The organism is Paenibacillus sp. V4I5 (genome assembly GCF_030817255.1).
Taxonomy (GTDB): Bacteria; Bacillota; Bacilli; order Paenibacillales; family NBRC-103111; genus Paenibacillus_E.
The window spans coordinates 3423994-3444814 of sequence record NZ_JAUSZB010000002.1; the positions used below are offsets into that span (position 1 = coordinate 3423994).

The window sequence follows — 20821 nt, forward strand, 5'->3', positions numbered from 1 at the left end:
GCATGAAGCTCCTCTCTTACTTAAATGTCGAGTTCGCCATGGCGGCAACAATATATTTCTGTGCGAACACAAACATGATAACAATAGGTAAAATGACCAAGATGCTCGCAGACATCAACAGATGGAAGTTAAGCGCCTCATCCCCAGCGATTGAATCCCGCATCATGGAAATACCGACAGTCAACACGCGCATTTTATTCGAGTTGGTCATAACGAGCGGCCAGAAGTAGGCATTCCAGCTGTGAATAAAGCTGATGACGGTCAATGTAGCTACCGTCGGCATCGCCATCGGGGTCAGAATGCGATAAAGCACCTGCAAACGACTCGCTCCATCCACTTTAGCTGCCTCAATCACATCGTTATTAATCGATCGGAACATTTGGCGCAACAGAAAAATGCCGTATGCTGAAGCCGCGTGTGGAATGATCAATGCGTAGTACGTATTAATCCAGCCTATTTTCGACAGCATCACGTAAATAGGTACGAACACGACCTGCTCTGGAACAATCAGCGCCGCCAGTACAAGAACGAACAGGGCATCTCTGCCTGGGAACGTACCTTTCGAGAAAGCGTACGCAGCCATTACACCGATGTTAATTTGCAGGAATACGATACCGACAGTCTGGATAACCGTATTTACGGTAAAACGATAGAAAGGAATCGCCTTGAAAGCGCTTGCGAAGTTTTCCCACATCAGCTTTTCCGGCCAAAAGCTCGGTACAGCCATGCGCAGCTCACTCGATGTTTTCAAAGCAGTGATCAGCATCCAATAAATAGGGAAAAACATAAATAACGTAATAACGATTGCGACAATGACCCGGGTACTGGTAAACAGCGGATTTTTCATATGTCACTGGCACCTACCCTTCGTAATGGACTTTCTTCTTGGACACATACATTTGCACCATGGTCAGCAAGACGATAATGAGGAAGAACATGATAACAAGAGCTGACGCTCGGCCTGTTCGGAACTCGGAAAATGCCATTTCATAAATCCAGTACACCATAGCTTTCGTTGAATCGAGAGGACCGCCGTTCGTGAGAACATCGACCGATTGAAACACTTGCATCGAAGAAATAAAGTGTGTAACGACCAGGAACAATGTTGTCGGAGACAGCAGCGGCAATGTAATTTTCCAAAACTGTGTCCACTTCGTCGCCCCGTCGATGCCGGAAGCCTCATAATATTCAACCGGTATACTTCTAAGTCCGGCGATGAATATAATCATTGTAAAGCCGACGCCTTTCCAAACCCCAATAAGGACAAGCACCCAAAGTGCGGTCTTCGTATTGGTCAGCCATTGGATCGGCTCCAATCCCACCCAGCTCAGCAATTCGTTCACCAACCCATATCGACCGTTGAAGATCCATAGGAAGATCATAGATACGATAACCATCGAGATGTAATGCGGCATAAAGATGATCGCCCGCATAAAGCCGAAAAACTTCGAAACCGAGTTAAACAAAAGTGCTAGTAGCAGCCCGAGTCCGAGCGTAATCGAAACGTCTAATATAGTGTACGTAAATGTAATTTTGAGCACTTTATAAAACATGTCGCTAGTCAGCAAATAGACGTAGTTGTCGAAACCGATGAATTTCTTCACCGGCTTCGTCATATTCCAGTTTGTAAAGCTAAGGTATAACGAATTTAGCAGAGGATAATAGATAAACAGAGTCAATATCACCAATGCGGGCACTGCAAACGAAAAGTCTTTCAAGTATTCTAACCAACGGGTATTAGACCGTTTGGTCGCTTGCTGTACACGGACCGGCTGGCTTTCCGTCGCTTTCATGGCGACTCCCCTTTCTTTCTAGCTTTCGTTCAAAATCGCATTGATTTCTTTCACAGCGTCTTTCATAAGCGGTAATGGATCTCCATTTTCAAGAAGCATTTTACCGACCACTTCCATGTACTTCTTGCTGAATTCCGGATAAGTCGGGTGCTGCGGACGGCCTACAACATTGTCGAAATTATCAAACACCGCTTTGTACTGCGGCAGCTTCTCAAAGTACTTCTTGCCTTCTTCTGTCGCCAGAACGGACTTGTGAGTTGGCAAGTAACCTGTGCCTTCCGCCCACTTGATATTGTTCTCAGCCGCAGTCATGAACTTGACGAACTTCCAGCCAGCTTCCTTCTGTTTAGCGGGAGCTCCATCCATCATAACAATGCCTGCTCCACCGATGTGCGATTTGCGTTCTTTGTCGCCAGGCAGGAATGAAACGCCTACTTCAAATTTCGCATTTTGCAGGTAGGTTTTCAAGACAGCTGAAGTATGCTCAACCATCGCTACTTTTTCTTCTAAGAACATTTGGCGCATGGTGTCCGAAGCACCTTTGCCGTACCCCATATGCATAGAGCCTTCTTTAGTCCATCTTTCGAAGTTTTGAATCCACTTCAGACCTTCAGGCTGATCAAGCAGCGTTTTCTTATGATCTGGACTCAGTATCGCGCCACCGCCGTTAGATACCCACGGATCCATATACCATGTGTCCCAACCTGGTACGGAGAATGCGTACCGACTCGTTTTTCCATTTTCCTTAACCGTAACCTTTTTATTGAAATCTTCGATTTCAGCCCATGTTTGCGGCGGTTTCACATTCAGCTTATCGAGCATCGTTTTGTTGTAAATCATCACGCTTGTACTAACGATTAACGGGAAGCCGAATTGCTTATTGTTGTACGAATACGCTTGCAGCATTCCTTTGGAGAAATCGTTCATGTCTACTTTATCGCGTGAAATGTAACCGCTTAAATCTGCAAACACACCACTATCAGCAAAGTTTGGAAGCACCGACACTTCTACATTGGTGACGGCTGGAACATCTTTGGCCGCGACTGCCGCTTGCAGCTTCTTATGCAAATCGACGTAGGCACCTTGAAACACTGGTTCAACCGTGATGTTCGGATACTTTTTCTGGAACTCGCCAATCATGTAATTGACTGCGGGCATTTGCACTTCAGCATGAGAATGCCAATATTGAATCGTAACCGGCGAGTTGTCTTCCACCACCGGTGGTACTTCCGCGGGTTTCTGCTCCCCACCGCTCGAGCAGCCAACTGCTGTTGTCAACATAAGAGAGGATGCAGCAAGTACAGGAAACCATTTTTTTGTTATTTTCATTGTAAAATCCCCTTTCCATTTTTGGTATTACTTTTGGAGATGAAAAAAGGAGAGCATTGAGACACAAGAAACTAAGGAGCCGCGCAATTACCCACGGTCCGTTCGTCTCTTGGGCTGTCTCAATGATCTCCGACCCAATCGTTATGAACGAATTAAAGCGTTTTCTTAACTGTTATTAGTATTTCACATAATTGCGTAATAGTCAATACAACAGCATATTTCACCATTTATTAACACTACATACAAGAAGTTCGTCGATGGTGCAATTTATCCTACCGCATGCCTGCTTGACTTCCGGGAGCCTGATACCATGCTAAAGGTTTTCGATTCCGTAGACAAAATATGCCCTGATGTAGAGATCGTATCCAACGCCTTTATTAGCGTCTCCCCTTGGCTTGCCTTCAAACTGAAACGCAGCTCCACGACCGCCTCCAATACACCTTCCACTTCGGTCATGCCATCAGGCTTCATCTGGACGTTCACGATGTGAATGCCGTTCTCGCCGAACTTGGTAGCAATGTTGCCTAGCACGCCGGGCTTATCGACGATTTTTATCATTACCTCCATCGTTCGCCGATTGCGCATTAAATACTTTTCCCATTTGTTAAGCACAACCAAACTAAGTAATACCATAACCGTTGCAAGCACCGCACAATACAAGAAGCCCGCGCCAACGCACAGACCGATCGCCGCCACCACCCAGACGGAAGCGGCAGTCGTCAGACCGGACACAGTCAAGCCGGTCCGCATGATGGTACCGGCTCCCAGAAACCCGATGCCGCTAATGACCTGCGCCGCCAGTCGTGCCGGGTCTACCCGCACCTGCGGCTCGTTAACGAACTCTGAGAAGCCATATATCGACAGCAGCATAATTGCTGTTGATCCGATACAGACGAGAATGTGCGTGCGTAAACCAGCCGCATGGTTGCTCCATTCCCGTTCCAAGCCTACGAGTCCCCCTAATCCGGCAGCCAGCAGAATTCGTATGGTAAGCTCTAGTTCTGTAATATGCCATACACTGCTCATCTCTTATCACCCCCATCTTTAGATTGCATGGTCATTTACCGGGAGATCGTTAATAGAAGCGAATAGCGCTTCCATCGTGTTGAGCTGTTTTTCCTTCTGAGCCCCGTCGTAAGACAGGTGATTACAAAGTATTTGAAATACAGCGTCAGCATATTTCTCCGCCTTACTCAATTGGAAATAAGTCCAACCCGTATGCAGTCTCAAGAAATCGGACACGTCGACAGTCATTTCTTCTTCCATGCAATACATCAGCTCTGCATGCAGCCAATGCATTTCTAGAGGAATGTTTAGCTGTTTCAAAGCCGGTAGACGGTCCATAATGCAAAGCGCATTCGAACCGAATGTATCAATCCAATCTTGCATGACCGTTTGATTTACACCTTGTGCAGCTCCCAATCTCACCATTTCTTTCTTCCAATCCGCATAGCTCGCACCACTCAGGTGAACTTCTCCACCGCTCACCGTAATCTTATCTGTACAGCATGCCGGGTAGCTTCGCCCAGTGGTGTTATGCAGCTCGCTGGCGACAAGATCGACGACTTTCTCGGACATTTTGCGGAAACCTGTCAGCTTGCCGCCGGCTATGGTAATGAGCTTGCTGTCAGAAACGAAAATCTCATCCTTTCTGGACAGCTCGGACGGCCCTTTGCCTTCCTCGTAAATGAGCGGTCTAAGTCCTGCCCAATGGGAACGGATATCATCCGTTGTAAGCCCAATGCTAGGGAACATAAAATTCACCGCACGAATAATATAGTCGCGATCCTCTATCGTCGTTCTTGGGCTCTCAATGGATTGCGAATAGACGGTATCCGTTGTGCCGATATAGGTCACCTTGCCGCGTGGAATGACGAACACCATGCGGCCATCCGGTGTATCGAAGTAGGCAGCCTGCTTTACCGGAAAGCGCTCGTAATCGACAACGAGATGGACACCCTTGGTCAAGAACAAGCGTTTCCCTTTCAAGGAACCGTCGATATCCCGCACCTTATCGACCCACGGGCCGGTTGCATTGACAATATGTTTGGCGTTAATTTGCGTGTACGTACCGTTGATGCGATCGTGTACACGAACACCCACCGCTTTACCGTCATGGTAAATAAACTCCGTCACCTCGGCATAGTTCACTATGCTGGCGCCTTGCGCGTAAGCAGTCTTCATAATGTCAATCGTTAGCCGGGCATCGTCCGTACGGTACTCAAAATATAGCCCGCCTCCCTTCAAGCCATCCTGCTTCAGCAGCGGCTCGAGCTGGGCTGTTTGCCTGCGGTCAAACATTTTTCTCCGCTCCTTACGGGCGACTCCTGCCAGCCAATCATAGATGTATAGACCAATCGAAGAGGCAAGGTAACCGTATGTCCCTCCTTTATATACAGGAAGAAGCATCGGTGCGGGAATGACAAGATGCGGCGCATTTTTGTACAAAATCGCCCGTTCCCGTCCAACCTCCTGCACAAGCTTGAAATCTCCCTGCTTCAAATACCGCAATCCTCCGTGAATAAGCTTCGTAGAACGACTGCTTGTGCCGGAACCGAAATCGTTCTTCTCCAACAAGCCGACATTCATACCGCGCGCACTTGCATCGAGCGCGATACCGGCTCCTGTGACCCCACCTCCGATAACCAATATATCTAGCTCGCTCTGCGCCATTGTCTCTAAAATAATCGATCTGTTAGCTGCTGAAAATGTAGGTCTCATGTATGGTTCTCCTCCATGTAAAATATAAAAACCCCCTTAGAAAAAATGCGCAAACAAACCGCATCTCTTCCAAAGAGGTTCTCCTTCGTCTCTACCGCTTGGAATTAAGTCGTCTTTTTTATTTATTTTTTTCATACCTCGGATGGATCCAAATTGACGATTTCTTTGATACTTGAAATAATATGCCGGGGGCGATTGGGTGATTGCTCAGCCATCTCTACCCACCATCCAAGATCAAAATGTAAAAACAAAAAGACCTTACCCTGTAAACATACCCCTCCCCTAAGGAAAGGATATGATTACGGATAAGGTCTTCTCCAAGACTCGCGCCTAAACCGTATATTCATATGAATACGTTTACTATAAGACCAGATAGTGGATTTGTCAATACCACAACAAGAAAGCCGGCCATCACATTATTGCTACCGCCGCCCGGACTCTTCTGGGCTAACAATGATTTTCAATTCGTACGTTTTTCCATTGAATACGATCGAAATCTTTTCCATACCTGGTTTAATAGCCCGGACTAGTCCCATGCTGCTCACCCCAAGAGCCCCGGAGCTTCCCTTAACCGCATAAGCGGCCTGTGACGTTACATCACTCTCGTACCCGTCCGCGTAAACAGCTTTGACCTCAAGCTGGAACGATGTACCTTCCGTCATCCGTCCGCTCGAAGGAAGGTCTGCACGAATGGAGTCCGGAGAGGACACACGTACGGAAGTACTTAGCACACTCTCGCCGGCCGTACCGGTAATCGTTCCTGCTCCCGGTTTTATGCCGCGAATGAGTCCTTCCGCTGTGATCTCAACAATGGACGGGTCGCTGCTCGTCCATGTATAGCTGCCCGTTACATTCTCAGCATTGCGATTGCCACGGTCTGCAAGTACAGTCGCCTGCGCTTCGGCGCCGATTTTCAATTCCTGAGGGACACCTGCTAAAGTCCTAGTGTCGTAGGCACGCAGCTGATCAAGGTTTAGCTTAAGCAACCGATCCATCGAATAGGACGACATGAACCGCATATGGTTCGCACCCGATTCGAAGTTCACATACAGATGGTCGACACCATCCTCATGGCGGATGAACATATTCTCGGCACCGGTTGGAATGTCGATCGAACCGGTTTTATTCACGCTATCCAACAGCCATACCGGAACGGTAACGCCTCCGATCGATGTTTCCGTATATTTCATAGACAAGTCAGAGACGTTTGGCATTGCATAGCGAACAATCGAGTTGTAAGGCCGCCCATGGTTGTAAGTGAGCAGGACTTCTCCCTTGTTAAACGCCGCACCTTGGATTTTATCTCCAATACTTAACACATAGTTAGGCACAAATTTGTCCATGCCATCTTCCCTGAAGCTAGTTGCATCCGATGGGAGTCTGTCGTTTATTAAATCGAGCTCGTAGCCAACGATCCAAGACAAATGCGACGCCCCGTTCCGATTTTGCATCTGGTGCAGTGGACTTGTCGTATATGACGGCGGGTTGCTGTATTCTCCAACCCACAGTATCCCATCCTCATACGATGCGAATGAGGCATTCGTCACAACACCGAAAGAGTCTGCAAATTGTGCGAATCCTTGGTCCGGCGTATCAATCAGCGTCTGAATCGGCATCCGGTACATCCTGCTGCCAGAAGATAGCCATACATGATCCCGGCTAACCGCTACACCGCCCGCGTGCCCGGTGTAAATGGAACCGTCTGGATTTTTCAAGTTAACATACTTCTCCAAAATGCCCGTCTTTGCATCGACGATTGCTAAAGTACTCGGATCTCCCGTGTAATGATACGCAGCCATCAGTATCCATTCACGCTGGTTATCCGCATAATAGGACATACCTTGAGGAACGTGACCTTGTACAAGACCCGGAATGATCGGACCTTTCTCCCCGATATCCCATGCCGCCCTGTAGCGAGATTCAGTAAGTGTATTCGCAGGGCTCGGCTCGCGTTCAACCTGAGTCATCAGCGAGTAGGTTGGCTTAGCCGTAGCCGACACGCGCGCAGACTCGTTGCCGGAGTTATCTATCGCGCTCAACTCGAACGTCACCGCGACTTGACCCGGGAGTGCCGGTATCTTGTACGACGTAACCGATGCCGGCAGTGTCACCTCAAGCTGTCCCCCCATGTACAGCCGATACCCAGCAAAGTCCGATTCCGGATTTGGCTGCCAACTGACTGTCACCTCACCACGGCCTGGCTCCGCCTGAAACCCTGCAGGTGCGGCAGGTACATTTTGGTCTTGCGTCGACTCGTGAGGAATCTGCGTAGAGTTAACTACGCCAGGCGTCCCGGTTTGCTGCACCCCGACGGTTCGCATGACAGTACCGCCGAACATCGGATAAGCATAGGTGATCCCTTTTTTCTCAAGAAATTGACCGGCTTTATACGCTGCCGAAACGAGAACAGTACCGTCCGGCTCGACGATATCGATGATACCGCCGTTGTTGGATAATCCGCCTGCGCCGTCGCCATACACGAAAGCCGAATCTGGCACATATTTTGCTTCTTGGAAGTCGTAATAGGAAAAGTTAAATCCGTCTGACTTCAAATAATTCAGCCCATTCGGACGTACCCAGAATTGGATGGTTTTTTTCGGCCCTATGAGGGTCGGCTGCTCGAATGTCCACGACCAGCTTTTCGCATTGTCATCCGGCTGCGTGAACCGCACTGTTTTGCCATTCAGGTCATACGGCTGCGAACGTGGATTATACAGCTCGATGAACTCATACGCATCGTAGACATCGCGCAATTCGAGCGGCTCTGTGTTCCATGTGTCGGGAACAATTTCCGTTATCATGACGCCTGGCATTGCATCAGCCGTTGGGGTTGCAACGATTGGAGCCGTCAGATCGGATTCTCTACCGGCCGTATCTATTGTGCTTACCTGCAAGGCAACCGAAGTCCCGTTTTCCAATCCCTCGATAATCGCCTCATTCTTCGGCATGAGCAGCCTATTTCGCACCATGCCATTCACATATACGTTCACATAGGCAGCGTCCGGCTCAAGCATATCGCTCCATGTCACCCTCACTCCGCCGACACCAGCCGTGACCTGTACATCTGTAGGGGAAGCTGGCGGAACGGTATCCATCGGATCGGCTACCTTCTGTACAGGATACAAGATACCCGGATTTGCCTGCATGGATATTCTGTCGGTTGAGACAACCCCATTGCCGCGATCCGGGATGAAGTTGGCACTGATGCTTTCGCCGATATCTGCTACATTGTAAGTCGTGTCAGTAAGCACAATATTGTCGGGATCGAGAAATTGTACACGCCGTGAAGCGGAATTCGACATGCCGCCGTTTACAACGACAAACATCTGATCTTCCGTAATCGAGCTTCCATATGCGAGATTGAACTCGGGCAGTCCAACCTGCTGTACGTTGGTGTTTTTGAACCAAATAAGGAACGTTCCTTGCGGCGCAATCATTTTGTTTTCCGTGATGGGATAATCATAAACGGTTGCACCTGCGATGTATTTTAAAGTAAATCCTTTGACGTTAATGGGCGTAGAGGTAGAATTGTACAGCTCAATAAACTCGAATGCATCTGTCCCACCGGTTTTGTAGTCAATATTTTTCGTGTTTGGTGCCATTTCCGTAACTATAAACGAGGGAGCGGCCTGTGGTTTTTGTGCAACTACTGCGGGCTGCGCAGACATTAACCCTGACTGATTGACGGTATAGACTGCGAAAGTAACGCTTTGGCCATTTGTTAGACCTGTTGCTGCAAAGGAGGAGCCTGTCACCAAATCCGGCAGCTGCACGCCGTTTTTATAAACACGGTAACCAGCAACATCCCCCTCGGTTGAAGCGTCCCAGCTCAAACGAATCGACTTATCGCGAGGAAGCGCTTGTAAGCCAGTCGTAACAGCAGGAATAACCGGAATGCCCGCCTTCCCGCGTACAGGAAGCGAAGCTGGGGACACGCCTCCGTCCGCATAGAGAGACGATAAAGTAAACGTATAATCGGATCCATTCATCAGCCCGGTATAGGTGTAGGTCTCATCTGTAACCGACGTCGTCGAAAGACCGTTTCGAGAATGAATCCGGTATCCGATCACATTCGGATCACTGCTCGGCGTCCACGACAGCGTCAAGCTGCCGTCTTTCCCAGCTGCAATCACGTCGCTCGGCGCGACTCCCGGCACTTCATCGGAGGCGATACGTCCCGGCGTCGCTGTCTTATTTCCGCCGTTATGCACCATAACGATGCCGGAGGAAGGCTGTTTAAACGAAATTCCTTTGTTTTCGAACGTATCATCCACGGCAGCAACGAAATATGTGGCGACAGCGATTTCCGAATTGAGCGGGTCGACTAGGGAAATGCCGATATTTTTCTGTGACGAGCTTCCGTTGACCAAGCCAGTAACGTTTTGCAGAACATGTATACGGTCATTCGGCAGTTCGGACTCAGCGATACTATAATTGCTTCTGAACTGGTCACGCGTCAATTGTGGTGTGTTTCCACTAATCGTGCTATTTTGCGTCCAGATCAGCACCGTTTCACGAGGGGAAATACGCATATTACCACCAAGTGTTCCTTCCCATTTAAAGACACCGTCATATTTCCCCTGAAGCTTATACCCCGTCAAGTCAATAAGATCATCTGAAGCGTTGTACAACTCGACATATTCGTAACCGTCATTCGAATTTACGTTGATCGTATCCGGAACCAGCTCCGTAATGAGTACAGTTGGTACCGATGACGCAGATGCCGATACAGCCGGGATAACGATCCCGGACATAGGTGAAGAGGCGAATAGTGACAGCGCTACCGAACGAACGACGATTTGTTTGAACTTACGATTCATAACTTTCCTCCTCTTTTTTCACCTATAATTTTGACGTCTCATTTCAACTATATTTCATTCTAATGCACTTGCTGTCTCTTCGATGCTCTCCTCTAACAAGAGGTCATGTACGGAGTTAAGAATATAATCCGGTTGGTACTTGGACTTTGGAATATCTTCCTTTTGTGTAATTCCCGTCAAAACCAAGGCCGTATGCAAACCCGCTAGTTTACCCATCAAAATATCCGTTTCAATTCGGTCGCCTGTCATTAGACATTGATCCGCGTTCAGCTGTAAGCTTTCCAGTGCCGCATTGGCCATATAGATAGACGGTTTACCGATAATGAGTTCAATTTTCTTTCCAGTTGCGCCTTCAATAGCTCCGATCATCCCCCCGCAATCCGGAACATCCCCTCCCTCCGTCGGACAAGTTCTATCCGGATTTGTGGCAAGGACCATAGCTCCTTTCTTAATCGCTTGATAGGCAAAATCCAGATGAGAATAGTGAAACTCACGATCCCATGAGGTGATGACGACATCCGTTTCTTCAGGTGATGCTGCGAATGTAAACCCCGCTTGCTTGAATTCTTCTTTGATCAACGGTTCCCCGATCACGTATATTTTACAGTCTTCGTGTTTTTCTTTTAAAAATCTAATAGTAACCAGCGTTGGACTCAAGATTTGGTCAATCCCGACTTTTATACCCAAATCGTTCAGTTTTGCGACGTATTTGTCTCTGGATTCAATCGTTTTATTCGTTAAAAACAAGATTTTTTTATGCCTCGATTGTAGGGATTCGATCACCTCAGCTGCACCGTCAATCAAGTGACCCCCCAGATAAATAGTGCCGTCCAAATCAAATATATATCCTGCAAAATCTTTCATCTGCTCCAACTCCTATATCTGTAAATTCGAAAAAAATCCCAAACCCTAAGACAGACTTCACCTTCCGGCTAAAGTCAGTCTGATAGGTTTGGGATTCTACTCGTCTCTTTCCCTTACACACCATCATAGGTTAATTTTCATGAAATCAAAGCCAATGCTTATTTTATCCTTAATAGCTGATACCTGACTCTCGAGGACGCGATCATAAGGCTCTGTATCGGTTAAATGAACCGCTACCACCTGATCAATACGTTCTAATGGATAGTAATTAATTATTTCCTGTAAGCTCGTATGGTTTACTAGTGGACGTTCAGCTGTTGTCGCTTCATGAATCAATATGTCAATCTGCTTTTGTTCTTTGATCCAGCTATTTGGCTGCGTATCTGCCGAATAAACCAGAACCTTGTCTTTATACTGGATTTTTAATCCAACAGTCGGACCTAGATGCAGACTTGGAAAGCTCGTTATCTCTAACTCCTCTTCTTTTAACAACAGTGATTCCGTTCTCCACGCATACGTATGGATCTGAACTTCAAATAACACGGGCCATTGATGAATATCAATCACCTCTAGCCATTTCTTTAGCTGGACTTCATTCTCAGCCGAACAATAAATAATCAGGGGCTTCGTTCTGCCTACCAGCCACATTCCCCATAGTAGGGATGGTAATCCGTACACATGATCGATATGAAAATGGGTGAAAATGACTTCCTTCACTTGATGGACGCTAATTCCCAATTTAGCAAGCTTACTCAAGGGACTTCCCCCAACGTCTACCATCGTGCAATCTTCACTGTTTTGGATGAGGAAATAGGTGTTATCTCTTTCCATCCCGCCCACAGCGCAGGCTGTCCCTAGTAAGGTAATTTCCATTTTGTGCTCCTTTATTTAATATTGGCATTTTCCCCCTAAAAAAGATAAAGAACCCGCAACTACACATGAACTCACTTTTCCATTGGAAAGTGAATTACAGTGTAATCAGGGGTTCTCATTAGTCTCTTCCCAAGATACAAAATAATCTAATATTGCTACTATATAATAACAACCTTGAAAGCGCAATCATTTATTTGCTATTGCCATAACTCAGATTTTCCTGTAGACACTGCCAACGCCCCAGCATGTAAAGCCTCGTCTATTTCCCGCTGATTGTCAACCAGTCCCCCTGCTATAATGGGGTAGGGAGTCATCGAAGTTAGCCCCTCGATAATGTGGGGCATAATGCCAGGCATGACCTCAATCGCATCCGGCTGGCTTTGCTCCGCCGCTTTGATCCCTCTCAGCACGGCGCTGTGATCAATAAGGAAAATACGTTGGATTGCCATCAAATTCATGTCTTTCGCAATCCGAATAAGGTTACCTTTTGTTGAAATGATGCCCGTAGGCTTTACATTTTTCGCTAAATAAGATATTCCGGTCCGATCAGCCACTATTCCTTCTATGAATTCTACATGAATAAAGACTTGCTTACCTGCGCCTTTTATCTTATTCACCAATTCCTGAACATTGAAGATGGAGCCCATTAGCAGAAAAATAATATTGGCCTGACTCTTTATAGCAAGCTCTAGTTCTTCTTCTTTTTGTACGGTGGCAATGGTTTGATGCTCTACAAGATCGATTATTGGATACATATAAACTCCCCTTTCAAACAGATAAATAAAAACCCTGACCTTAATGAACATACCCCACCAGTTGAAGGATATGATCACGGGAAAGGGTTTCTCTCTATATTCGAACCTAACCGTATTCAATGGATATGATTTAGTTTGAATTATAAAATCGGTATCGACTTTTGTCAATCAAAACGTCCCACTCCCGGTTTTATATTTGCTCTATTACTCAACCTATTTATTATAAACTGGACGGTCGGCAGCTTGGCAATGCCGGCTGCTAAATATCGCTTGACTTTCTGGAAACAAACTGTTAGCATGAGCATGTAATCGCCTTGAAAGCGCTTACTATTCATCCATATGAATACTAATGTGACGGTTGGAGTCCATGAGAAAACCCGAACAATTTGATTCGCTCGCCTGCGAGCCTGTCTTATTGTTGGGGTTTTTATGTTGTTGACCGGGCTCATCCGACAAGGAGGAGGTGCCGCTCGCGGCGTACGGCCAAGTAGCATGGAGCATTGGATCAAGATGGAAAGGATTGCACAACAAAGGAGGTATCCGTATGTTTCAAGTTCAAGCATTGAGCCTTATTAAAAGGCAATTCAAACTACTCACATCTGTTCTTCTATCAATTCTTATTTCGGGAATGTCTGTTTTACCCGTATACGCGGCAACTCCTCAGAAAACTGTAAACGCTTCGGCAACACTCGCATACAATCTCAAAGGACTTAATCACAACGTGGCTGTTCAGAAAGCTTACATCGCTTCAACGTATCTGTACGTAACTCAGCGGTCTGGGGGAACATGCTATCTTTCAAGACTCCTCATAAACGGAAGTAATGCAACATACGTTGATGAAATGACCGTTACCAATACCGGTCATTGCCAAACATTGGATATGTACACATACAATGGTATAAATTATTTTTATTTCAGTTCGAAAGCGGATCCTTCAACATCGTATTACTGGTCGCTCCAGGTAGCAAGACTTCAATACTCGCCCGGCGCGACATATAATTATACGGATCTTCATCGCTTTACTTATATGAATTACGCCAATGAGACCGGTACAAGTTTAGGTGAGACATACCGTGTTGATGCCGGCGGCAACAGTACCCATACTATTTTCCGCATACAAACTGCAGAAGGAACTGTAACTTGGTCAATTTATGACACGGTAGCATTGAATCAGCTTCTTGACAGCAATGAACAGGTACGAATGGACAGTGCTGCGGCGGTAAGCGCTTGCGTTGCCAGCTTTACGCAGTCGGGAAGTAGCATAGTCAGACCGAACGGATCTTTCCAGGGTGCTGATATGCTCGGTAATACGGAAATATTTACATCAGGCGGCGCGGAAGGTCAAACTCCGCAGATTGCTATGATGTCAAACACAGGAGCATACAAAACCCTTGTGAATATTACAAATGTGGGAACCCATGAAATCGAGGGAGTACAGACAAAAAACGGTAACGTTTATTTTACTATAGTTACAGACCCAGTAAATAAAAAAGATACGCAGAAAGTTTACTACGTGCCTGATAGCATATTTCAATAAGCGCCAAACTGGTCAGTAGAATTGGTCACCATTAGTGTTTATTTCTTCTTCGTATTAGCGAAAACAGCCCGTTAGCGGAGTGAAAAGGCTGCCTCGTGGCAGCCCTTCGTTTAACTATCGTTTTCCGTCGTGAAAACTACTCTCTTTCCCATACCTGATATCCCCTCGTTTCGACCGTGGCAGCCGAAGGATACTCACTCCACTTTCCTGCCTTCAGGCCGATGCTCCGGCTGCTCCTCCACGACGGTTCCGTCATTCTGACGAATCCACGTATCGAACCGACGCTCCCCCTCCTTCAGTCGAATGACTCTCGCTCCTGTAGGCAGCAGGTCGTGACGCACACCATCCACATAGCTTACATATCTCGTAGAACGTCCGTAGCAAAGGCGAATACCATGAAGCGTTCCCCAAAAATCGTTGCCGTGGTCATGACCGACAAACGTCCCCATTACATCACCCATCTCCACCATTGCCGCAAACATACCTGAATTAATCGCAGGAGAAGAGCAGCAAGAGTCATAACGATGCCCGTAGCATACTTGAAAATCCCATACGTCATTGTACTCCGGTAGGGGAATGTGGAAGAAGGCAAGCGCAGGCAGCGGTTGATCATCGATTCGCCTTGTCAGCTCTCGCGACTTGTTGACATACCAATCGATTTGATCTCTGCGAATCCAATCATAACCGCCAACCCGATCTCCGATTGAAGAGTAGTCGCCGCTATCCACGAAATATAGCGCAGCAGCTGTTTCATCGGACTTCCCCGCCACAGTTAAGACAAAGTTCCCAGCCCCGTTAACGCCTTCTGGATCCGGCTCCGCCACACAAAATTCATGCTGCAACTGCAGCTCATGCATCGCTTTCCTCGGCACTTCGCCCTCCGAGTCATGATTGCCGAACACGGCCGCCCATGGAATGCAGCTCTGCTCTGCTACATCAACGGCTTGGCGGAACGATTGAATGGGATCTCTCGCCCGGTTACTCGCGATTACATCACCGGCAAATACAATGAGATCGGGCTTTTCGACTTCGATGATTCGTTCCATAAGTGCTCTTGTCTCTGAATCATACATTGGTGTTTCCGGGTCATAATCAAATTCATCGAGAAATTCCACATCGGAAAATTGTACGATGACAAACGTACCATCGTCTCGAAATTTTAGCCGTTTTTTCATCGTCTGCATCACCTATAGTCAGTCTTGTTTAAATTCTCTCATATGGACGACTCTTCGATCTACTCTTGACCTCTCCGCAGCAAAAGCCATCAGGTGACTCTGTACCGAATGTGCTGCTGAAGTTAACCCATTTCCTTGCCCGCCCTGCTGAACCAGCTTAATAAAATCGCGGATCAGGCCGAAGTCACCGCCACCGTGACCGATATGTCCTCCTGGTGTTTCAAGTGAGATTTGCTTTGCCATGCCTGTTTCAAAATCAATGACTTCAATCTCATTTTTCTCCATGGCAGCGCGAATTTCACCTTTCGTTCCCATCAGTTTGAGGGTTCGACTGCAATCATTCGTAAATGCGCTCATCGTAAATGCAGCCGTCACTTCATTTGCAAACTCCATATTGACGACTTGATGGTCAACTACATCATTATCGCAATGGTACACGCATTTGCCGTACGGCCCCTCTTGCAGTGCTTTCGTGCGGGCTTCCAAGCTAAGATCATCGCTAATCGCAGAAGTAGGCCAGGCTACATTGTCCGTAAGGTACACTTTAGGTGCATAGTATAGACATTGATCTGAGACAGGGCATCCGTCTAAGCATCTCAACGGAGCTCCCTCAGGAGCATTCTCCTTTTTAAAATGAGACAACGATCCAAATGACGAAACATGGGTGCAATCCGCCCCTGCTAACCAAAGGATAATATCCAGGTCATGACAGGATTTGGCCAAAATCATCGGACTCGATTCGGCGGTTTTACGCCAATTGCCTCTGACAAAGCTGTGCGCCTGATGCCAATAGGCCACATTCTCATTATGCCCAATCGACATGAGCTGGCCAATCGCTCCTTCGTTCAACAACGTTTTGATTGTTCCGAAGAAATCCGTATAACGGAGAACATGACAAATCGAAAATACTCGCCCAAATTGTTCCGATCGCTCACCCATGCGGATGCATTCAAGCGGATCAGGAGACATCGGTTTTTCGAGCAATACGTGATATCCCGCTTCCAACGCTTTCATCGTCGGTTCATAGTGCATGTTGTCCTGCGTACATATAAGCACGGCATCCGCCAGTTTAGGTCTGGCTAATAAATCCTCCCAGCTCTCAAAACACATCTCATCAGGCAATGCGTGCAGCCATTTAAACTTTTGGTTTCTCTGCTGATTCGGTTCTGCAACGGCAACTACCTGCAGCTCTTCCGGATGTTCAAACGCATACCCCGCATAATTGACTCCTCTTTGTCCAGCTCCGATTAATGCGATTGTTATTTTCCCCATTGTCTATCCCGCCTTATTTTTATTCCTTTACACTTCCTACTGTCATACCTTTGATAAAATATCTTTGCACGAATGGGTAAACCATAAGAATCGGCAGCGCACCCATGAAAATCTGCGCAGTTCGTAGCGTTTTTTCGCTGAGATTCTCCAACTGTTTGAGCTGCTCGACGTTAACGGACTGCATTTGTGCGTTCATGGCTGTTATTAAGGTGGAAAGATACGTTTGCAGCGGATATTTATCCGGCGAGTTCATATAGAGAATGCCGTCAAACCAAGAATTCCAGTGTCCTATAATGGTAAAAAGCCCAATGGTTGCGATCGCTGGCAACGATACAGGCAAATAAATTTTCCACAGCAGCGTCCAATGACTTGCCCCGTCGATCGTAGCCGCTTCTTCCATTTCTTTCGGAATGCCTCTGAAGAAGTTCAACATCATAATCATATTCCATACATTCAATGCCCCAGGCAAAATAAGCGCCCAGATCGTATTAATCAGCCCGGTCGATTTCACGATCATATACGTCGGAATAAGTCCTCCGCCCAAAAAAATCGTAATCGCAAAAAACCACACATACACAGTTCTGGAACGAAACTTCTCCGTTTCTTTGGCAAGCGGATAGGCCGTAATGAAAACCAAAAACATATTGATTGCCGTTCCGAGCACGACCCTTTCCAGCGAAACACGGAGAGATCTCATAAATTCCACCTTATGTCCGAGATAAACGTAAGCATCGAGTGTAAATCCAATCGGCAGCAGCTTAACTTCGCCGGCCATCGCCGCCGTATTGGAACTTAAGGATACAGCCAAAAGGTGAATGAAAGGAACAACACCTATAACAGTAATGAATGTCAGTACCAAGGCATTCATCACGACAAATAGCTTTCTGCTAAATGATGGTTTATAAACCATATGAAATCCTCCAGCCGTCTAAAATATTCGGTAATTGCTGAATTTGTACGCAAGGTAGTACGATAACGACACCAATCCGACGGATATGCCCGATTTAAATAACCCCACTGCCGCTGCAGGCGCAAACTGTTGGCTGAATAAACCGAGCCGGTAAGTGAACGTGTCGATAATATCAGCACCTTCATAAACGGTTGGATTATACATGATCAAGATTTGATCAAACCCTGCGTTCAATATATTGCCCAGACTTAATGTGCTCATTAAAATAATGATGGGCGTCATTCCCGGCAACGTGATATGGATCATTTGTTTCCATTTACCAGCACCATCTACTTCTGCAGCCTCATAGAGACTTGCGTTGATGCCTGTGATGGCAGCCAGAAAAATGATCATATTGTAGCCCATACCTTTCCAAACATCAGAGCCGACCATGATGGCTCGAAACCAATTATTGCTGCCCATGAACATAATCGGTTCCAGACCAAAGCTTGAAATGATGTCGTTAACCGGCCCCCTCAATGAAAACAACTCAAGAATAACCCCGCCTAGTACGGTCCACGCGAGAAAAAAAGGTAAAAAAATGCTCGTTTGGATCATTCGCTGAAACCATTTTTTTGTAATCTCATTCAGTAGAAGCGCCAATATGAGCGGAACCAGTAGTGAAAAAGCAATTTTTAAAGATGAAATGAGTATCGTATTCCACATGACCTGATGAAAGTCCGGCAGATTGAATACATATTTAAAGTTTTTGAACCCGACCCATTTCGATTTAAAAAAACCAAGCACCGGTTCAAATTTTTGAAAAGCCATCACGACTCCCAGTATAGGGCCATATGCATATACAAGGGTAACCAACACGCCAGGCAGCAGCATCAGATGCAGCGGCATTTCTGTTTTTATTCTCAACGGTGAAGCCTCCAATCGCACACAAATTCAAACGTCCCATTTTAATGAAATGGGGGAGAGATTGTAAGAAACTCCTCTCCCCCCCGTTCTATGGTTCACTTTATTTTACGGCATTCTTCGTGTACCACTCATTTACTTCCTTCGTAATATCGTCTCCGCCAAGCTTCTTCCAGCTCTCTACGTATTTGTCGAATTCACTTATCGATGCGCCCATAATGATTTTTGTATAGGTTTCATCGAGAAGTTTATCAAGCTGAGCTCCCTTTTCGACCTGTGTTTCCGTCGGAACACCGTAGAACTCATTGAAGAATACTTGCTTGTTGTCACGAATTTGGCGCGTTATGCCCCAACCGCCATTTTTGGCTGCACGGCTGTAATATTGACCCCAGTTTGAACCTTTGGTTGCATTCGTCGTATCGCCTGCAAGGAACTCCTTAGTTGCCTTAAACACGTCCGCAACATTTTTGTAATTATCATCATCGAGCGTAATCGCCTCTTGTTTGGCATCCAAAGCCTTATTAACCTCTGTGTAAATGGTTTCAATTTGAGCAGGATTGTAGATTCTAGGCACGAACCAGTTGTAAACATATCCGTTTTCCGCTTTGTTTTTCTCCAGATACTGTTTTTTGCCCATTTCGAGGTAGAAATTAATCATCTTGAGCGCAGCTTCCGGATTTTTCGCTTTTTTGTTTACAGCAATAATGTGGCTCATCCGCACCTTGCCCACCATCGATTTCCCTGGCTGACCATCCAGCGATGGAATTGGATAAGCTTCCCACTCCGCATTCGGATCCTTGTCCTTGTTAATATTGAGCGGCCAGTTCGGGTACCACCATTCACCGTACGAAATACCGACCCTGCCGGCAACAATATCTTCCACAACTTTGTTCTCGTCTTTAAGTGCAAACTCCTTATCAATAATCCCCTTCTGATACCAGGACTGCAGCTTAGCCAGGGCATTTTTCGTTTCAGGCTGGATTTCACCCGCTGCAAGCTTGCCGTCTTTCCCTTTGAGCCAAGCTTTTGGAGCCGTACCATAGCCGTTAAAAATACCTCTCGCGTCAAATCCCCAACCAATGAGGGTTTTCTGCATGGCAATGCCATACCGATCATTTTTGCCGGTTTTGCCAGGGTCATTTTTGACAAAGGCATCGGCTATTTTTTCCAGATCGTCAATGGTTTTCGGAGGCTGCAGGTTGAGATTGTTCAGCCAATCCTTCCGAATCCACAATAGCTGTGTCGATAAATAAGGATCCTCGAAACCAGGAATACCCAAAAGTTTGCCATCGGTAGTCGTGGTTTTCATAGCAAACCCGCCGTCCACCTGCATATAGGTCTTCAAAGCGGGAGATGCATATTTATTATAAGCATCCGTCAGATCTGCAAGCATGCCCTGACTTTTCAGTTTCTCAAATTGCAGGGCATCCAAATCCAAAATGTCAGGCAAATCTGCGGAAGCAAGAGCAAGAGAAAACTTTTGCTCGTATTGTTCTGTCGGTACGCTCCACAAGTATTTCAGATCAATATTCAGCATTTCTTTCAAATCTTTCAGATAGGCATTCTGATCGGGCGTAATTCCCTTTGGCGTTTTCGGGTCTTCCGGAGGTCGGAAACCTAGCACTTCGGTAACGGTGACCGGTTGAGCGTATTTCCCCATCGGATCTACGGTTTCGTTCTTTTGGGTAGTGGTAGTTTGCTGCGGCGCACTTGTAGCGCTTGAAGCGCTTTCATCATTGCTGCTGCAAGCCGCTAACGATGTAACCATCAGTGTAGTCATGAGAACAGAACTGACAAGCTTTCTTTTCATGTTTTACCCCCCATATTTTCGCAAATTGAGAACTAGCGTTGTTAACGATCTATGGTAAA

At 46.6% G+C, this 20821-nt stretch carries 15 protein-coding genes; 1 reads left to right on the top strand and 14 read right to left on the bottom strand.

Annotated features, from left to right (window positions below):
• Positions 1-16: 16 nt before the first annotated feature.
• The 9 genes from QFZ78_RS17460 to QFZ78_RS17500 form a co-directional block, all read right to left on the bottom strand.
• Positions 17-847, bottom strand: a complete 831-nt coding sequence (locus QFZ78_RS17460) for a carbohydrate ABC transporter permease (protein ID WP_307549432.1) — start codon at positions 845-847, stop codon at positions 17-19.
• A gap of 13 nt (positions 848-860) precedes the next feature.
• A complete protein-coding gene (locus QFZ78_RS17465; protein WP_307549434.1) occupies positions 861-1793 on the bottom strand; it encodes a carbohydrate ABC transporter permease in 933 nt (310 codons plus the stop codon).
• 18 nt (positions 1794-1811) lie between these two features.
• Positions 1812-3122 carry an ABC transporter substrate-binding protein gene (locus tag QFZ78_RS17470; protein WP_307549436.1) on the bottom strand — a complete coding sequence of 437 codons (1311 nt, stop codon included), beginning with the start codon at positions 3120-3122 and terminating at the stop codon, positions 1812-1814.
• A gap of 267 nt (positions 3123-3389) precedes the next feature.
• Complete coding sequence (locus QFZ78_RS17475) at positions 3390-4148, bottom strand: MgtC/SapB family protein (protein WP_307549438.1); 759 nt, start codon at positions 4146-4148, stop codon at positions 3390-3392.
• 18 nt (positions 4149-4166) lie between these two features.
• The gene (locus tag QFZ78_RS17480; protein ID WP_307549440.1) at positions 4167-5843 is read right to left on the bottom strand and encodes a glycerol-3-phosphate dehydrogenase/oxidase; all 1677 of its coding nucleotides are present in this window, start codon (positions 5841-5843) and stop codon (positions 4167-4169) included.
• A 422-nt stretch (positions 5844-6265) separates the two neighbouring features.
• Positions 6266-10663, bottom strand: coding sequence for a lamin tail domain-containing protein (locus QFZ78_RS17485; RefSeq protein ID WP_307549441.1), 4398 nt, complete (start codon positions 10661-10663; stop codon positions 6266-6268).
• A 54-nt stretch (positions 10664-10717) separates the two neighbouring features.
• Positions 10718-11527 (bottom strand): HAD-IIA family hydrolase, encoded by an 810-nt coding sequence (locus QFZ78_RS17490; protein WP_307549443.1) that lies wholly within the window; start codon positions 11525-11527, stop codon positions 10718-10720.
• 123 nt (positions 11528-11650) lie between these two features.
• Positions 11651-12400, bottom strand: a complete 750-nt coding sequence (locus QFZ78_RS17495; RefSeq protein ID WP_307549446.1) for an MBL fold metallo-hydrolase — start codon at positions 12398-12400, stop codon at positions 11651-11653.
• Between the two features lie 197 nt (positions 12401-12597).
• The gene (locus QFZ78_RS17500) at positions 12598-13323 is read right to left on the bottom strand and encodes a glycerol-3-phosphate responsive antiterminator (protein ID WP_307549448.1); all 726 of its coding nucleotides are present in this window, start codon (positions 13321-13323) and stop codon (positions 12598-12600) included.
• A 376-nt stretch (positions 13324-13699) separates the two neighbouring features.
• Between QFZ78_RS17500 and QFZ78_RS17505 the strand changes: the two genes are divergently transcribed.
• Positions 13700-14692, top strand: coding sequence for a helveticin J family class III bacteriocin (locus QFZ78_RS17505; protein WP_307549450.1), 993 nt, complete (start codon positions 13700-13702; stop codon positions 14690-14692).
• 194 nt (positions 14693-14886) lie between these two features.
• Here QFZ78_RS17505 and QFZ78_RS17510 read toward each other — a convergent pair whose 3' ends face one another.
• From QFZ78_RS17510 to QFZ78_RS17530, 5 genes are all read right to left on the bottom strand, one after another.
• A complete protein-coding gene (locus QFZ78_RS17510; protein WP_307549453.1) occupies positions 14887-15867 on the bottom strand; it encodes a metallophosphoesterase family protein in 981 nt (326 codons plus the stop codon).
• Between the two features lie 18 nt (positions 15868-15885).
• Positions 15886-17139 carry a Gfo/Idh/MocA family protein gene (locus QFZ78_RS17515; RefSeq protein WP_307549455.1) on the bottom strand — a complete coding sequence of 418 codons (1254 nt, stop codon included), beginning with the start codon at positions 17137-17139 and terminating at the stop codon, positions 15886-15888.
• 19 nt (positions 17140-17158) lie between these two features.
• Positions 17159-18049 carry a carbohydrate ABC transporter permease gene (locus QFZ78_RS17520; RefSeq protein ID WP_307549457.1) on the bottom strand — a complete coding sequence of 297 codons (891 nt, stop codon included), beginning with the start codon at positions 18047-18049 and terminating at the stop codon, positions 17159-17161.
• A gap of 18 nt (positions 18050-18067) precedes the next feature.
• The gene (locus QFZ78_RS17525; protein ID WP_373460357.1) at positions 18068-18937 is read right to left on the bottom strand and encodes an ABC transporter permease; all 870 of its coding nucleotides are present in this window, start codon (positions 18935-18937) and stop codon (positions 18068-18070) included.
• A 118-nt stretch (positions 18938-19055) separates the two neighbouring features.
• On the bottom strand, positions 19056-20762 hold the full coding sequence (locus QFZ78_RS17530; RefSeq protein ID WP_307549462.1) for an extracellular solute-binding protein: 1707 nt from the start codon (positions 20760-20762) through the stop codon (positions 19056-19058).
• Between the last annotated feature and the right edge of the window lie 59 nt (positions 20763-20821).

Excerpts from the sequence above, each read along its gene's own strand:
- QFZ78_RS17460 (WP_307549432.1), bottom strand. The coding sequence starts at position 847 with ATGAAAAATCCGCTGTTTACCAGTACCCGGGTCATTGTCGCAATCGTT.
- QFZ78_RS17465 (WP_307549434.1), bottom strand. The coding sequence starts at position 1,793 with ATGAAAGCGACGGAAAGCCAGCCGGTCCGTGTACAGCAAGCGACCAAA.
- QFZ78_RS17470 (WP_307549436.1), bottom strand. The coding sequence starts at position 3,122 with ATGAAAATAACAAAAAAATGGTTTCCTGTACTTGCTGCATCCTCTCTT.
- QFZ78_RS17475 (WP_307549438.1), bottom strand. The coding sequence starts at position 4,148 with ATGAGCAGTGTATGGCATATTACAGAACTAGAGCTTACCATACGAATT.
- QFZ78_RS17480 (WP_307549440.1), bottom strand. The coding sequence starts at position 5,843 with ATGAGACCTACATTTTCAGCAGCTAACAGATCGATTATTTTAGAGACA.
- QFZ78_RS17485 (WP_307549441.1), bottom strand. The coding sequence starts at position 10,663 with ATGAATCGTAAGTTCAAACAAATCGTCGTTCGTTCGGTAGCGCTGTCA.
- QFZ78_RS17490 (WP_307549443.1), bottom strand. The coding sequence starts at position 11,527 with ATGAAAGATTTTGCAGGATATATATTTGATTTGGACGGCACTATTTAT.
- QFZ78_RS17495 (WP_307549446.1), bottom strand. The coding sequence starts at position 12,400 with ATGGAAATTACCTTACTAGGGACAGCCTGCGCTGTGGGCGGGATGGAA.
- QFZ78_RS17505 (WP_307549450.1), top strand. The coding sequence starts at position 13,700 with ATGTTTCAAGTTCAAGCATTGAGCCTTATTAAAAGGCAATTCAAACTA.
- QFZ78_RS17510 (WP_307549453.1), bottom strand. The coding sequence starts at position 15,867 with ATGAAAAAACGGCTAAAATTTCGAGACGATGGTACGTTTGTCATCGTA.
- QFZ78_RS17515 (WP_307549455.1), bottom strand. The coding sequence starts at position 17,139 with ATGGGGAAAATAACAATCGCATTAATCGGAGCTGGACAAAGAGGAGTC.
- QFZ78_RS17520 (WP_307549457.1), bottom strand. The coding sequence starts at position 18,049 with ATGGTTTATAAACCATCATTTAGCAGAAAGCTATTTGTCGTGATGAAT.
- QFZ78_RS17525 (WP_373460357.1), bottom strand. The coding sequence starts at position 18,937 with ATGCCGCTGCATCTGATGCTGCTGCCTGGCGTGTTGGTTACCCTTGTA.
- QFZ78_RS17530 (WP_307549462.1), bottom strand. The coding sequence starts at position 20,762 with ATGAAAAGAAAGCTTGTCAGTTCTGTTCTCATGACTACACTGATGGTT.